The 13,958-nt window shown below is 66.2% G+C and carries 13 protein-coding genes; 6 read left to right on the top strand and 7 right to left on the bottom strand.

Annotated elements, in window-relative coordinates; all coding sequences use genetic code 11:
- Positions 1-151: 151 nt before the first annotated feature.
- The 3 genes from C6A77_RS24135 to arsC are packed head-to-tail and all read right to left on the bottom strand — an operon-like array spanning position 152 to position 1,513.
- The gene (locus tag C6A77_RS24135) at positions 152-565 is read right to left on the bottom strand and encodes a DUF2069 domain-containing protein (RefSeq protein WP_114171872.1); all 414 of its coding nucleotides are present in this window, start codon (positions 563-565) and stop codon (positions 152-154) included.
- A complete protein-coding gene (wrbA, locus tag C6A77_RS24130) occupies positions 558-1,163 on the bottom strand; it encodes an NAD(P)H:quinone oxidoreductase (RefSeq protein ID WP_114171871.1) in 606 nt (201 codons plus the stop codon). The genes C6A77_RS24135 and wrbA overlap by 8 nt, the downstream gene beginning before the upstream one ends.
- The gene (arsC, locus tag C6A77_RS24125; protein WP_114171870.1) at positions 1,160-1,513 is read right to left on the bottom strand and encodes an arsenate reductase (glutaredoxin); all 354 of its coding nucleotides are present in this window, start codon (positions 1,511-1,513) and stop codon (positions 1,160-1,162) included. The genes wrbA and arsC overlap by 4 nt, the downstream gene beginning before the upstream one ends.
- 85 nt (positions 1,514-1,598) lie before the next feature.
- Between arsC and C6A77_RS24120 the strand changes: the two genes are divergently transcribed.
- Positions 1,599-2,063 carry a TlpA disulfide reductase family protein gene (locus C6A77_RS24120; protein ID WP_114171869.1) on the top strand — a complete coding sequence of 155 codons (465 nt, stop codon included), beginning with the start codon at positions 1,599-1,601 and terminating at the stop codon, positions 2,061-2,063.
- Between the two features lie 34 nt (positions 2,064-2,097).
- Here the strand turns inward: C6A77_RS24120 and C6A77_RS24115 are convergent, their stop codons facing one another.
- The 4 genes from C6A77_RS24115 to C6A77_RS24100 are packed head-to-tail and all read right to left on the bottom strand — an operon-like array spanning position 2,098 to position 6,750.
- Positions 2,098-2,502: an META domain-containing protein gene (locus tag C6A77_RS24115; protein WP_114171868.1), complete on the bottom strand. Its 405-nt coding sequence runs from the start codon at positions 2,500-2,502 to the stop codon at positions 2,098-2,100.
- Entirely contained in the window at positions 2,499-2,936 is a 438-nt protein-coding gene (locus C6A77_RS24110; RefSeq protein ID WP_114171867.1) for a hypothetical protein, read from the bottom strand. Before C6A77_RS24110 ends, C6A77_RS24115 begins: the two co-directional genes overlap by 4 nt.
- Before the next feature lie 31 nt (positions 2,937-2,967).
- A complete protein-coding gene (locus tag C6A77_RS24105; RefSeq protein WP_114171866.1) occupies positions 2,968-3,957 on the bottom strand; it encodes a 2-hydroxyacid dehydrogenase in 990 nt (329 codons plus the stop codon).
- Between the two features lie 45 nt (positions 3,958-4,002).
- A complete protein-coding gene (locus C6A77_RS24100; RefSeq protein WP_114171865.1) occupies positions 4,003-6,750 on the bottom strand; it encodes a response regulator in 2,748 nt (915 codons plus the stop codon).
- 193 nt (positions 6,751-6,943) lie between these two features.
- Here C6A77_RS24100 and C6A77_RS24095 point away from each other — a divergent pair, with 193 nt between their 5' ends.
- From C6A77_RS24095 to relA, 5 genes are all read left to right on the top strand, one after another.
- On the top strand, positions 6,944-7,663 hold the full coding sequence (locus C6A77_RS24095) for a response regulator transcription factor (RefSeq protein WP_114171864.1): 720 nt from the start codon (positions 6,944-6,946) through the stop codon (positions 7,661-7,663).
- Between the two features lie 3 nt (positions 7,664-7,666).
- Positions 7,667-9,040 carry a sensor histidine kinase gene (locus tag C6A77_RS24090; RefSeq protein WP_114171863.1) on the top strand — a complete coding sequence of 458 codons (1,374 nt, stop codon included), beginning with the start codon at positions 7,667-7,669 and terminating at the stop codon, positions 9,038-9,040.
- A 195-nt stretch (positions 9,041-9,235) separates the two neighbouring features.
- Positions 9,236-10,135: a cysteine synthase CysM gene (cysM, locus tag C6A77_RS24085; protein WP_161959691.1), complete on the top strand. Its 900-nt coding sequence runs from the start codon at positions 9,236-9,238 to the stop codon at positions 10,133-10,135.
- The gene (gene rlmD, locus C6A77_RS24080; protein WP_114171861.1) at positions 10,136-11,494 is read left to right on the top strand and encodes a 23S rRNA (uracil(1939)-C(5))-methyltransferase RlmD; all 1,359 of its coding nucleotides are present in this window, start codon (positions 10,136-10,138) and stop codon (positions 11,492-11,494) included.
- Between the two features lie 97 nt (positions 11,495-11,591).
- Positions 11,592-13,832, top strand: coding sequence for a GTP diphosphokinase (relA, locus tag C6A77_RS24075; protein ID WP_114171860.1), 2,241 nt, complete (start codon positions 11,592-11,594; stop codon positions 13,830-13,832).
- Positions 13,833-13,958 lie beyond the last annotated feature (126 nt).

Genomic DNA, 13,958 nt, shown 5'->3' with positions numbered 1-13,958 from the left:
GGGGGGGGGGGGGGGGGGGTTTTCACGGTTCTGGGGGTGTTTTTCCCCCCCCCCCCCCCCCCCCCCCCCCCCCCCCCCCCCCCCCCCCCCCCCGTTTGTTTTTTTGGGGGGGGGGGCCCCCCCGGCGATGGGCCGCAAGGCGGCCCCGAATTCAACTACCTTCGCCCGCCATACGCCGCTCATGCTGGAACTTCCAGCGCACATACAGCAGCCCGGCAATGAACAGCCCCAGGCTCACCAACACCTCGACCCAGCCGAACAGCGCCCGCGCCGGGTCGAACGCCGCCAGCACGCCCTTGATGAAATAGATGTTCACCACGAAGCAGGTCCAGGCATGCGCCCGCGCGCTGCCTGTCAGCATGCCCGGCAGCAACAGCAGCAGCGGCACCAGTTCGATTGCCAGGATGACCTCGACCCGCGCTCCATGCAGGTTGGCGAACCACAGGTTGTTCACTACCAGCAGAGTGATCAGGCCTAAGAAGAATGCCAGGCTCAACGCCCGTGTCAGGCGCAGGCGCGGGGCCAGCCATGCCAGCGTTGGCAACACCTTGGGCTTTCTAGCCACGTGCGGCCTCCAGGGCCTTGGCCGTGGTCGCCAGGCGTTGGCCCAGGGCACGGCACAGCGCGATCTCGTGCGGGTCGAGTTCACGCTTGCCATCGGCGCCGGCATGATGGCTGGCGCCATACGGCGTGCCGCCGCCGCGGGTCTCGAGCAAGGCCGATTCGCTGTACGGCAGGCCCATCACCAGCATGCCGTGGTGCATCAGTGGCAGCATCATCGACAGCAGGGTGGTTTCCTGGCCGCCGTGCAGGCTGGCGGTGGAGGTGAATACCCCCGCCGGCTTGCCGACCAGTTCACCGCCCAGCCACAGGCTGCTGGTGCCGTCCAGGAAATACTTGAGCGGCGCCGCCATGTTGCCGAAGCGGGTCGGGCTGCCCAGGACCAGGCCGGCGCAGTGGCGCAGGTCGTCCAGGGTGGCGTACAGCGCGCCAGTGGTCGGGATGTCGGGGGCCACCGCTTCGCATTCGCTGGAAATTGCCGGCACCGTACGCAGGCGCGCTTCCATGCCGGCCAGCTCGATACCGCGAGCGATGTGCCGGGCCATTTCGCTGGTCGAACCATGGCGGCTGTAATACAGCACCAGAATGTAGGGCTCGCTCACGGCAGGATCTCCAGCACTTTCTCGGGCGGGCGGCCGATCACGGCCTTGTCACCGGCGACCAGGATCGGCCGCTCGATCAGCTTGGGGTGCCGGGCCATGGCCTCGATCAGTTGGGCGTCGGTCAGTGCCGGGTCGGCCAGGTTCAACGCCTGATACTCGTCCTCGCCGGTACGCAGCAGCTGGCGCGGGGCGATGCCCAGCTTGCCGAGCAGGGCCTCGAGGGTAGCTGCGTCGGGCGGGGTCTCCAGGTAGCGCACGATGGTCGGTGCCAGGCCGCGGGCTTCGAGCAGTTCCAGGGCGCCGCGGGATTTGGAGCAGCGCGGGTTATGATAAAGCGTGAGGTCGGTCATGTCGGGTCGCATCCAGCAGGGTGTGGCGGCTATTCTAACCGCAGCGACTGACCAATTTGCTTGAAAACTCGAGAAGGATTGACCCATGACAAGGCGTCTGGCAGCAGTACTGGCCATCACCGCGAGCTTGCTGCTCGGTGGTTGCGGTGCCGATTATGGCGTGGACCAACACGGTAATACGGTCAAGGCCGAACAGCTCGACGGGCACTGGCTGGTGCTCAATTACTGGGCCGAATGGTGCGGGCCGTGCCGTACCGAAATTCCGGAACTGAACGCCGCGGCCAAGGATTGGGCGGCCGACGGCATCAAGGTGTTGGGGGTGAACTTCGATGGCTTGCAGGGGCAGGAGCTGAAGCAGGCCGCCGAAACCCTGGGCATCGCGTTCACCGTCTTGGCCCAGGACCCGGCCGAGCGCTATGACCTGCCGCGCAGCGAGGCGCTGCCGGTGACCTACATCATCGATGACAAGGGCAAGGTGCGTGAGCAACTGCTGGGCGAGCAGACCCGGGAAGGGTTGCAAGCCAGGATCAAGGCCCTGAAGGGCGCCTGATGCATGTTGGGGCCGCAAAGCGGCCCCGGCACTATTAGCCTTCCTCAGGCCAGAAGCGCAGCGGCTTGCCCTCGGCCGGCCAGAAGCGCATCTGCTCGATAGGTGATACATCCCAACGCTGCACCGTTTCCAGTGCCTGCAGGAAGCGTTTTTCCTGCTCCATCAGCGCCGGTGCGCACAGCTTGCGGGTCTTGCCGACCTTGCCGAAGGTCAGGTGCTCGCCGTCCAGCGTGTACGGCGCGAACCAGTGGTTGCAACCGGCGTTGCCATAGGCACGGCCATCGCTGGCCAAGGTCAGGGTCAGGTGGCTGTAGTCGATCAGCGGTCGTTCGCCAATCCATTCCAGCACGTAGCTGCGCTCCTGCTGCAGCCTGGAAGGTTCTGCGGCGCAGCCCAGCAGGCCGCTGGCAATCAGCGCGCCGGTCAGCAGATTCTTCACTCGGCGCTCTCCTGGCAACGCGGGCACAGGTGCTTGTCGCCACGGCTGGCCCAGCCCAGCTCGGCGATCCGCGCGCTGGCGGCAGGTTGGCGGGCTTTCTTGCCCAGCTTGGCGTCCACCGCGAACTCGAAGTCCAGCACCGCGTCGCAGCTGTCGCAGGCAACCTGCCAGGCGAGGATTTCCAGCTCGTTGAACAGCGGGCCGCTGGCCACGGCAACCCACTGGCCGCGTGGGTTGATCAGGTGGCGCACGCTCTCCACGGTCAGGCGCATGGACAGGTCCTTGCTGCCTTTGAGAGTCACCAGCAGGGTGTCGCCTTTGTGCATCGAGCCGCCATTGCCGGTGACCTGGTAACGGCCGGGTACCAGTGCGCGGCACTCGATCAGGGTGTGTTGCGGGTTGAAAAGGGTGTAGCGGAAATCGTGCTCGACCATGGGTCCTCCAGAAATGCCGCGTATCCTAGCACTAACCCATCACCAGATTCTGTGGATTGCCTGCCGCCCAGCGGTTGATGTTGTCCAGCGTGGTCGCCGCGATGGCATCGAGCGCCTCGCGGGTGAGGAAGGCCTGGTGGGCAGTGATGATCACGTTGGGGAAGGTCAGCAGACGGGCCAGTACGTCATCCTGCAGCGGCAGGTCGGAGCGGTCCTCGAAGAACAGCTGGGCTTCCTCTTCGTAGACGTCCAGGCCCAGGTAGCCGAGCTGGCCGCTTTTCAGCGCGTCGATCAGCGCCGGGGTGTCGACCAGCGCACCGCGGCCGGTGTTGATCAGCATGGTGCCGGGCTGTAGCTGGGCCAGGCTTTGGGCGTTGATCAGGTGCCGGGTGTGCTCGGTCAACGGGCAGTGCAGGCTGATGATGCGGGCTTCGCGCAGCAGCTCGGGCAATGGCAGGTAGCGCGCGCCCAGGGCCAGCAGCTCGGGGTTGGGGTAGGGGTCACAGGCCAGCAGGCGGCAGCCGAAACCGGCCATGATGCGGGCGAAGGTGGCGCCGATCTGGCCGGTCCCGACCACGCCCACGGTCTTGTCGTGCAGGTCGAAGCCGGTCAGCCCGTGCAGGGTGAAGTCACCTTCGCGCGTGCGGTTGTAGGCCCGGTGCAGGCGCCGGTTGAGGGCCAGGATCAGCGCCACGGCGTGTTCGGCCACGGCGTGTGGCGAGTAGGCGGGCACCCGCACCACGGTCAGGCCCAGGCGCCGCGCGGCAGCCAGGTCGACATGGTTGTAGCCGGCCGAGCGCAGGGCGACCAGGCGTGTACCACCTGCGGCAAGGCGCTGCAGCACCTGGGCGTCGAGTTCGTCATTGATGAACGCGCAGACCACCTCGTAGCCATCGGCCAGGGCCGCCGTGTCGAGGGTCAGGCGGGCGGGCTGGAAGTGCAGCTCCAGCGCGGCAGCGCTGGCCGCGCGGGTGAAGCTTTCCTGATCGTAGTGCTGGCTGCTGAACAACAGGGCGCGCATGGTGGGGCTCCTCATACATGGCTCGATTGCGACACAAGGCCGTTTCTACAAGGCCTGCGCGGCCAGCCGGTCGATGGCCGCATCCAGCTCATCCAGTGCCTGCTGCGCCTGCGGGTTGTCCTGCTTGAGCAAGGTCTCGCTGCGCTGGCATGCGGCGCGCAACTGCGGCACGCCGCAATAGCGCGAGGCGCCGTTCAGGCGGTGTACCTGCTCGATCAGCCTGTGGCGGTCGTCAGCCTCGCGGGCGGCGCGTATGGCTTCGCGGTCGGCGTCCAGCGAGCCCAGCAGCATGCTCAGCATATCGGCCGCCAGGTCCGCCTTGCCGGCGGCCAGGCGCAAGCCTTCTTCGAGGTCGAGCACCTTCAGCTCATCGGCGCTGGGCAGCTGCTCGGCCTGGCGTTCCTGCTGTGGCGTGCCCAGGCTCAGGCCGGTCCATTTCATCACCACCTGGGCCAGCTGCCGTTCGCTGATCGGTTTGGTCAGGTAGTCGTCCATGCCGCTGTGCAGCAACGCGCGTTTTTCGTTGGCCATGGCGTGGGCGGTGAGCGCGACGATCGGCAGCGGGTTGCCGCTCTGGGTGTTTTCCCACAGGCGGATCTGCTCGGTACAGGCGCGACCGTCCATGCCGGGCATCTGCACATCCATCAACACCAGGTCGAAGCGCTCGTCCTGCACCGCCTGCACGGCGGCATGACCGTTGTCGACCGCCAGCACCTCGGCGCCGAGGTCTTCGAGCAGGGTCTGCACCAGCAGCAGGTTGGCGGCGTTGTCGTCGACGCAGAGGATCTTCGGCCGGCGCTGGCCGTTGCCGCTGCTCGCCTCGCCCTGCGGGCGGCGTGGGTGCAGCAGTTCCAGCAACAGGCGGCGCAGTTTGCGCGTGCAGGTAGGTTTGGACAGCAACTGGCCATGGCCGTTGGGCAGGTACGGGTGATACAGCGCCTGCTCGGTGGTAGGGCACAGCACGACGCATTGGCAATGGTAGCGTTCGAGCTGCTGGTGGTAGCGGCCCAGTTGCTCGGGAGACAGGTTGCCCAGGTTGGCCCCGAGCACGGCGAACTCGAACGGCAGGCCGGCCTGGCTGGCTGCCTGCACGCCTTGCAGCAAGTGCTCGTACGAGGTGAACAGGCTGACGCTGAGGCCGCAGTCCTGCAGCTGATGCTCCAAGGCCTGGCGCGCCAGTTCGTGGCCATCGACGATCGCTGCGCGGCGGCCGAGCAGCGGCTGCACCGGCAGCTCCTCGACATCATCGTGGGCCTTGGGCAGGTTGAGGCTGATCCAGAACTGCGAACCTTCGCCCGGGGTGCTGTCGACGCCGATTTCACCGCCCATCTGCTCGATCAGGCGCTTGGAAATCACCAGCCCCAGGCCGGTGCCGCCGGGCTGGCGGGCCAGCGAATTGTCGGCCTGGCTGAACGCCTGGAACAGCGTGCGCACATCCTGCGGCGACAGGCCGATGCCGGTGTCCTGCACGCTGATGCGCAACTGTGCGCTGTCTTCCTGCTCGTCTTCGAGCATGGCGCGCACGACGATGGTGCCCTCGCGGGTGAACTTGATGGCATTGCTGACCAGGTTGGTGAGGATCTGCTTGAGCCGCAACGGGTCACCGATCAGCGATGACGGGGTGTCGCGGTAGATCAGGCTGAGCAGCTCGAGCTGTTTGGCATGGGCGGCCGGGGCGAGGATGGTCAGGGTGTCCTGGACCAGGTCGCGCAGGTTGAACGGGATGCTGTCGAGCACCAGCTTGCCGGCCTCGATCTTGGAGAAATCGAGGATCTCGTTGATGATCCCCAGCAGGTTGTCGGCGGACTTCTCGATGGTGCTCAGGTAGTCCAGCTGGCGCGGCGTCAGCTCGCTTTTCTGCAGCAGGTGGGTGAAACCGAGGATGCCATTGAGCGGGGTGCGGATTTCGTGGCTCATGTTGGCCAGGAACTCCGACTTGATGCGGCTGGCCTCCAGGGCCTCCTTGCGTGCCATGTCCAGTTCGATGTTCTGGATCTCGATGGTTTCCAGATTCTGGCGCACGTCCTCGGTAGCCTGGTCGATGCTGTGCTGCAGTTCTTCGTGGGCGTTGTGCAGGGTTTCGGCCATGCGGTTGATGCCGCGTGCCAGTTCGTCCAGCTCATGGCTGCCCAGGGCCGGCAGGCGTTCTTCGAGGTGGCCGTCCTTGAGCTGGTTGACCGCATGCTTGATGCGTTTGATGGGGTCGTTGATGGTGCGGCTCATGCGCAGTGCCAGTAGGCCGCTGAGCAGCAGGCAGGCGAGAATCAGCAACAGGCTGGTGAACAGGTTGCGGTAGCCGCGTAGCAGGGTGCCGTCGTGCGACAGCTCGATCTCGACCCAGCCCAGCAGGCGTTCGGCTTCGGCCGGCACGGCATCGGTGGCCAGGTCGCGGTGGTGGCCGAACACCGGCATCAGGTAGCGGGTGGCGTCATTGCCGCTGCGTTGCAGCAGCTGGGTGCCGCTGCCGCCGCTGGGCGGCTGGTTGAGCATGCTCGGGCCGGCATGGGCCAGGCGCGTGCGGTCCGGGGCCAGGAAGGCGACCGCACGCACATCGGTCTGCTCCAGGGTTTGCGCGGCGATGCGTTCCAGTTGCGCCGGTGCCGGCCTGGCCATGGCGGGCGCGGCCAGCGGCGCCAGTTGCTCGGCGATCATCTTGCCGCGTTGCAACAGCTGGGTACGCAGCTCGTTCTGTTGCAGCCAGGTGAAGTAACTGCCCAGCACCAGGGCCATCAGGCCGGCCGGCAGCAGTGCCAGCAGCAGGACCCGGCTGCGAATTCCCAAGCGATCGAGCACACTCGCCTCCTGTCATGTGCCTGGATGCCGTCGAGCGATGACGGCCAAGCCGGAAAGTTACTCCGCCTGCCGCGGTATTGCACCTCTTTAGTCGTTGTTTGGCCCCTGCGCAGGTGCATTGGTCGCAGGGCGGTTGCCTGCCGGGCGCTGCATGCCCAATAATTGCGCAATTGAGAATGTATGGCAGTTGCCAATGAATCCTGTAGCTATTCACAACTCCAATATCCTCGCCATCGAGGATGACCCGGTCCTCGGCGCCTACCTGCACGAAGAGCTGCAGCGTGGTGGCTTTCAGGTGACCTGGTGCCGCAATGGCCTGGAGGGCCTGGAAGTGGCGGCGCGCCAACTGTTCGATGTGGTGCTCATGGATATCCTGCTGCCCGGGCTCAACGGCCTTGATGCGCTGGCACAGTTGCGCAAGCGCAGCGCCACGCCGGTGATCCTGATGTCGGCGCTGGGCGCCGAAGCAGACCGCATCAGCGGCTTCCAGCGCGGCGCCGACGATTATCTGCCCAAGCCGTTCAGCATGGCCGAATTGCAGGTGCGCATCGAGGCGATCCTGCGCCGCGTGGCCCTGGAGCGCCGCCATCAGCCGCAGCAGGCGCAGGCCGCCAGTGGTGAGCTGCAATACGACGAGGCGCTATGCGATGTGCGCCTCGATGGCCGCTTGGCCGGCCTTACCCCCAGCGAATACCGCCTGCTCGACATCCTCAACCGCAACCTCGACGAGGTGCTGAGCAAGCCGTTCCTCTACCAGCAGGTGCTGCAGCGCGGCTACTCGCGGCATGACCGCAGCCTGGACATGCATGTCAGCCAGATCCGCCGCAAGCTCAAGGGCATCGGCTATCACGAACGGCAGGTCCGCACCGTCTGGGGCAAAGGCTACGTGCTCAGCGCCAGCGAGGTGGAGTGACCCATGCTCGACCGCCATTCGCTGTTCTGGAAACTGGCGATCCTGCTGGTGGGTTTCTGCCTGCTGATGATCGGCCTCAGCTACACCTGGGGCCGGCACATGGAGACCCGCAACGCCTTCCTTTCCGAGCCGGCGCAGCAAGTGTTGCGGGGGTATGCCGCCGAGGCCGAACAGGCCTGGCGCAGTGGCGGCCGGGCCGGGCTGGACCGTTGGCTGGCGACCCTGCATGAGCGCGAACGCGGTTGGGTGGGCGTGCTCGACCCCAACCTGCGGCCGCTCGACAGCGCCAAGCTCGACGCGCAGACCATGCAGCGGCTGACCCGCCTGCGCGGTGTCGATTGGCCGATGAGCCGGCGCAGCGTCGACCAGCCGTGGTTGCGCATCCCGTTCCCCGGGGCGCCGGAGCAGGGCATGCTGGTGATCGAGCTACCGCAGCGCTTCAACCCCGGCCAGTACCGGCTGCTGTGGCGCATCGTCACCAATGGCATCATCCCCGGGTTGTTCGCCCTGCTGCTGTGCGTGGGCCTGTACCGCATGCTGATCGTGCCGCTGAACCAGTTGCGCGAGCAGGCCAACGCCTGGCGCGCCGACCAGCTGTCGGCCCGCCTCGACGCGCGCACCATCGCCCGGCATGACGAACTGGGCGAACTGGCCCGGGCCTTCGACCAGATGGCTGAGCGGCTGCAAGGCACCGTGACCATGCAGCAGCAGTTGCTGCGCGACTTGTCCCACGAAATGCGCACGCCACTGAGCCGGCTGCGGGTGGCCTGCGAGGCGGAAACCGACCTGCAGCGTTTGCGTGAACGGCTGACGCGAGAGCTGGGCTGCATGCAGCAGTTGGTCGAGGACACCCTGCAGCTGGCCTGGCAGGACGCCGAGCGTGCGCCGATGAACCTGGAGCCGATCGAGGTGCATGCCTTGTGGGAAATGCTGGCCGAGAATGCCAGCTATGAAAGTGGCTGGGCGCCCTCGCGGCTGCGCTGCGAAGTGCCGGCCGAGTGCTGGGTGCAGGGCAACCTCAACCACCTGGCCCAGGCGCTGGAGAACCTGCTGCGCAATGCCATTCGTCACTCGCCGGCCGATGGCCTGGTGCGGCTGGGCGGGCAGCGTGAAGGCGGTTACTGGCGGTTATGGCTGGAAGACGAAGGTGGCGGGGTGGCCGAGGAAGACCTGGAGCGTATCTTCGCACCGTTCTCGCGGCTGGACGGTTCGCGGCCAGGGGACGGTGGTTTTGGTCTGGGGTTGAGCATTGCCCGTGGCGCCATCCAGCGTCAGGGCGGGACCTTGTGGGCGCAGAACGGCAAGCGCGGGCTGCGGTTGTGCATGCGTTTGCCGTTACATGTGCCGGCCCCTTCGCGGGTACCTCATTGTGTTTGAGGCTGTATTCCAGCAGGTGTAGCCATGTTCCTGGGCGCTGTGCAGTACCTGTGGGAGCGGGTTTACCCGCGAAGAGGCCGGCACAGGTCACACCTATATACCTTGTAGCTATATTCACCACAGATTGCGTGATATGGCCTGGAAGGGTTTGCCGGTATGATAGGCGCCCCTGCCGTCCGGATTGTGAAATACACCATGACCTTGCAGTACCCAACCATCGCCGATTGCGTCGGCAATACGCCCCTGGTTCGCCTGCAGCGCATCGCTGGGGAAACCAGCAATACCCTCCTGCTCAAGCTCGAAGGTAACAATCCCGCCGGCTCGGTGAAGGACCGCCCGGCATTGTCGATGATCACCCGCGCCGAACTGCGCGGCCAGATCAAGCCCGGCGACACCCTGATCGAAGCCACCTCCGGCAATACCGGCATTGCCCTGGCGATGGCAGCGGCGATCAAGGGCTACAAGATGATTCTGATCATGCCCGACAACTCCACCGCCGAGCGCAAGGCCGCCATGACCGCCTACGGCGCCGAGCTGCTGCTGGTGACCAAGGAGGAGGGCATGGAAGGCGCCCGTGACCTGGCCGAAAAGCTGCAGGCCGAAGGCCGTGGCCTGGTGCTGGACCAGTTCGCCAATGGCGACAATCCGATTGCCCATTACAACAGCACCGGCCCCGAGATCTGGCAGCAGACCCAGGGCAGCATCACCCATTTCGTCAGCTCCATGGGCACCACCGGTACCATCATGGGCTGCTCGCAGTACCTCAAGGAGCAGAACCCGGCGGTGCAGATCATTGGCCTGCAACCGATGGAAGGCTCGGCCATCCCCGGCATCCGCCGCTGGCCCGAGGAGTACCTGCCGAAGATCTTCGACGCCAGCCGCGTGGACCGCGTGGTCGACATGTCGCAGCAGGAAGCCGAAGACACCACCCGTCGCCTTGCCCGCGAAGAGGGCATTTTCTGTGGCGTGTCTTCCGGTGGTGCGGTCGCGGCCATGCTGCGCCTTTCCCGCGAGGTGGAAAACGCCACGATGGTCGCGATCATCTGCGACCGTGGCGACCGTTACCTGTCCACCGGCCTGTTCGATCTGAGCTAAATGTCCAAGAAAAAAACCAACAGCGGCCTGCGCTTCCAGCCGGCCGGTGGCAACCGCAATACCCAGGTCCCGGTGGGCAAGAAGCAGCGCCTGGACATCGAACGCCTGGCGGGTGATGGCCGCGGTATCGCCTTCCATGAGGGGCGTACCTGGTTCGTCAGTGGCGCCTTGGCCGGCGAGGCCGTTGAGGCGCGGGTGCTCAATGCCCGCGGCAAGGTGGTCGAAGCCCGCCTGGGGCGCCTGCTGCAGGCCAGCCCCGAGCGCCGCGAGGCACCGTGCCGGTTCTACCAGCGCTGCGGTGGCTGCAACCTGCAGCACCTGCCGCACGAAGCGCAGCTGGCGCTCAAGCAGCGCACCCTGGCCGAACAGCTGCAGCGGGTGGCCGGCGTGCAACCCGAGGAATGGGCCGCGCCGCTGAGCGGGCCAGAATTCGGCTACCGGCGCCGCGCCCGTGTGGCCGTGCGCTGGGACGTCAAGGCGCGCCAGCTGGAGGTCGGCTTCCGCGCCGAGGCCAGCCAGGACATCATCGCCATCGACGATTGCGCGGTGCTGGTACAGCCCTTGCAGGCGATTTTGCGCCATTTGCCGACCGTGCTGCACGCGTTGAGCAAGCCGCAGGCGCTGGGCCATGTGGAACTGTTCAGTGGCACCGCCGAGGCGCTGCTGGTGCGCCATGTCGCGCCGCTGCCGGCAGAAGACCTGGCCAGGTTGCAGGCGTTCTGCGAGCAGGCCGGTGCCCAGCTGTGGCTACAGGGCGAAGGTGACCCGGCGCCGGTCGACCCGGCCGCGCAACTGGGCTTCACCCTGGCGCCGTGGCAGCTGGAACTGGCCTGGCGCCCGGGCGACTTCGTGCAGGTGAATGCCCAGGTCAACACGGCGATGGTCGAGCAGGCCCTGGCCTGGCTGGCACCGCAGGCCGACGAGCGCGTGCTGGACCTGTTCTGCGGCCTGGGCAACTTTGCCTTGCCGCTGGCCCGCCAGGCGCGCGAAGTCGTGGCAGTGGAAGGTGTGCAGGCCATGGTCGATCGGGCCGCAGCCAATGCCCGGAACAACAATGTGCATAACGCACGGTTTTTTCAGGCCGATTTATCGCAGCCTTTGGCCGACGCCGGATGGGCCGCCGAGGGCTTTTCTGCGGTACTCTTGGACCCACCGCGCGACGGTGCTTTCGAGGTGGTGCAAGGCATCGCCCGCCTCAAGGCCAGCAGGCTGGTCTATGTATCGTGCAACCCGGCCACGCTGGCGCGAGACGCCCAGGTGCTGGTCGGTCAGGGGTACCGGTTAAAAAGGGCCGGGATTCTCGACATGTTTCCTCAGACGGCACATGTCGAGGCCATGGCGTTATTCGAAGCGGGCTAGCTGACTGGCCCCTTGGTGCGGCCTCCACGGACTGGTGGCCGTACGGTGATCGCCAGCGCAGCCATAAGCGCTGCGCTGTATGGAAAGGTAAAAAAAGATGGTACAGGTGAGAGTGCACCAGCCGGTCAACACCGACGGCAGTATCAATCTCGAAGCATGGTTGGACCATGTGGTAAGCGTCGATTCGGCACTGGATCGCGCAGCGCTGAAAGAGGCCTGCGAGTTTGCCCATGAAGTCGAGAGAAAGGGCAACCCGGCCAAACATTCCTGGGCGGACGGTACGTCCAGCTTCCAGGCGGGCCTGGAAATCGCCGAAATCCTTGCCGACCTCAAGCTCGACCAGGATTCCCTGGTGGCGGCGGTCATCTATCGCTCGGTGCGCGAAGGCAAGGTGACCCTGGCAGAGGTCAGCCAGCGCTTTGGCCCGGTGGTGTCCAAGCTGATCGACGGCGTGCTGCGCATGGCGGCCATCAGCGCCAGCCTGAGCCCGCGCCAGTCGCTGGTGCTGGGTTCGCAGGCGCAGGTCGAGAACCTGCGCAAGATGCTCGTGGCCATGGTCGATGACGTGCGTGTGGCACTGATCAAGCTGGCCGAGCGTACGTGCGCGATCCGCGCGGTCAAGGCCGCCGACGACGAGAAACGCCTGCGCGTCGCGCGCGAGGTGTTCGACATCTATGCGCCGCTGGCGCACCGCCTGGGCATCGGCCACATCAAGTGGGAGCTGGAGGACCTGTCCTTCCGCTACCTCGAGCCCGACCAGTACAAGCAGATCGCCAAGCTGCTGCACGAGCGCCGGCTGGACCGCGAGCGCTTCATCAGTGATGTGATGAACCAGCTGCAGAACGAACTGCTGGCCACGGGCGTGAACGCCGACATCAGCGGCCGGGCCAAACACATCTATTCGATCTGGCGCAAGATGCAGCGCAAGGGCCTGGAATTCAGCCAGATCTACGATGTGCGCGCGGTCCGTGTGCTGGTGCCGGAAATCCGCGACTGCTACACCGCGCTGGGTATCGTGCATACCCTTTGGCGGCACATTCCCAAGGAGTTCGACGACTACATCGCCAACCCCAAGGAGAACGGCTATCGCTCGCTGCACACGGCGGTGATCGGCCCCGAGGGCAAGGTGCTGGAGGTGCAGATCCGCACCCACGGCATGCACGAGGAAGCCGAGCTGGGGGTTTGCGCGCACTGGCGCTACAAGGGCACTGACGTCAAGCCCAGTTCCAACCATTACGAAGAGAAGATCTCCTGGTTGCGCCAGGTGCTGGAATGGCACGAAGAGCTTGGCGACATCGGTGGCCTGGCCGAGCAGCTGCGGGTCGACATCGAGCCGGACCGGGTCTACGTGTTCACCCCGGACGGCCACGCCATCGACCTGCCCAAGGGCGCCACGCCGCTGGACTTTGCCTACCGCGTGCACACCGAAATCGGCCACAACTGCCGCGGCGCCAAGATCAACGGGCGCATCGTGCCGCTCAACTACAGCCTGCAGACCGGCGAACAGGTCGAGATCATCACCAGCAAGCACGGCAACCCCAGCCGTGACTGGTTGAACTCCAACCTGGGCTATGTCACCACCTCGCGCGCGCGGGCCAAGATCGTGCACTGGTTCAAGCTGCAGGCACGCGACCAGAACGTCGCTGCCGGCAAGACCCTGCTCGAGCGCGAACTCAGCCGCCTGGGCCTGCCGCAGGTGGACTTCGAGCGCCTGGCCGAGAAGACCAACGTCAAGACCGCCGAGGACATGTTCGCCTCGCTCGGCGCCGGCGACCTGCGCCTGGCGCACCTGGTCAACGCGGCCCAGCAGCTGCTCGAGCCCGAGCGCATCGAGCAGATCGAACTGGTGCCGCGCAAGCCGACCGGGCCGCGTACCGGCAAGCGTGGCGACATCCAGATCCAGGGCGTCGGCAACCTGCTGACGCAGATGGCTGGCTGCTGCCAGCCACTGCCGGGCGACGCCATCGTCGGCTACATCACTCAGGGCCGTGGCGTGAGCATTCACCGCCAGGATTGTGCCTCGGTGCTGCAGTTGGCGGGCAAGGAGCCGGAGCGCATGATCCAGGTGAGCTGGGGGCCGATCCCGGTGCAGACCTACCCGGTCGACATCGTCATCCGCGCCTACGACCGCCCGGGGCTGCTGCGCGACGTGTCGCAGGTGCTGCTGAACGAGAAGATCAACGTGCTGGCGGTGAACACCCGCTCGAACAAGGAAGACAACACCGCGCTGATGTCGCTGACCATCGAGATTCCCGGCCTGGATGCGCTGGGGCGCCTGCTGGGGCGGATCTCGCAGTTGCCGAACATCATCGAGACGCGGCGTAATCGTACCCCTTGATAATCTGGAACGGGGCCGCTGTGCGGCCCATCGCCGGGGGGCCCCCCCCCCCCCCGGGGGGGCCGGGGGGGGGGGGGGGGGGGTGAGGGGGGGGGGGGGGGGGGCGGGGCGGGGGGGGCCCGCCCC

The sequence above is a fragment of the Pseudomonas sp. AFG_SD02_1510_Pfu_092 genome, assembly GCF_003331055.1.
GTDB lineage: Bacteria > Pseudomonadota > Gammaproteobacteria > Pseudomonadales > Pseudomonadaceae > Aquipseudomonas.
The sequence above is the reverse complement of the archived record's forward strand: the minus strand, read 5'-3'. Positions and strand labels throughout refer to the sequence as shown.

Excerpts from the sequence above, each read along its gene's own strand:
- C6A77_RS24110 (WP_114171867.1), bottom strand. The coding sequence starts at position 2,936 with ATGGTCGAGCACGATTTCCGCTACACCCTTTTCAACCCGCAACACACC.
- C6A77_RS24095 (WP_114171864.1), top strand. The coding sequence starts at position 6,944 with ATGAATCCTGTAGCTATTCACAACTCCAATATCCTCGCCATCGAGGAT.
- relA (WP_114171860.1), top strand. The coding sequence starts at position 11,592 with ATGGTACAGGTGAGAGTGCACCAGCCGGTCAACACCGACGGCAGTATC.
- rlmD (WP_114171861.1), top strand. The coding sequence starts at position 10,136 with ATGTCCAAGAAAAAAACCAACAGCGGCCTGCGCTTCCAGCCGGCCGGT.
- arsC (WP_114171870.1), bottom strand. The coding sequence starts at position 1,513 with ATGACCGACCTCACGCTTTATCATAACCCGCGCTGCTCCAAATCCCGC.
- cysM (WP_161959691.1), top strand. The coding sequence starts at position 9,236 with ATGACCTTGCAGTACCCAACCATCGCCGATTGCGTCGGCAATACGCCC.
- C6A77_RS24105 (WP_114171866.1), bottom strand. The coding sequence starts at position 3,957 with ATGCGCGCCCTGTTGTTCAGCAGCCAGCACTACGATCAGGAAAGCTTC.
- C6A77_RS24120 (WP_114171869.1), top strand. The coding sequence starts at position 1,599 with ATGACAAGGCGTCTGGCAGCAGTACTGGCCATCACCGCGAGCTTGCTG.
- C6A77_RS24090 (WP_114171863.1), top strand. The coding sequence starts at position 7,667 with ATGCTCGACCGCCATTCGCTGTTCTGGAAACTGGCGATCCTGCTGGTG.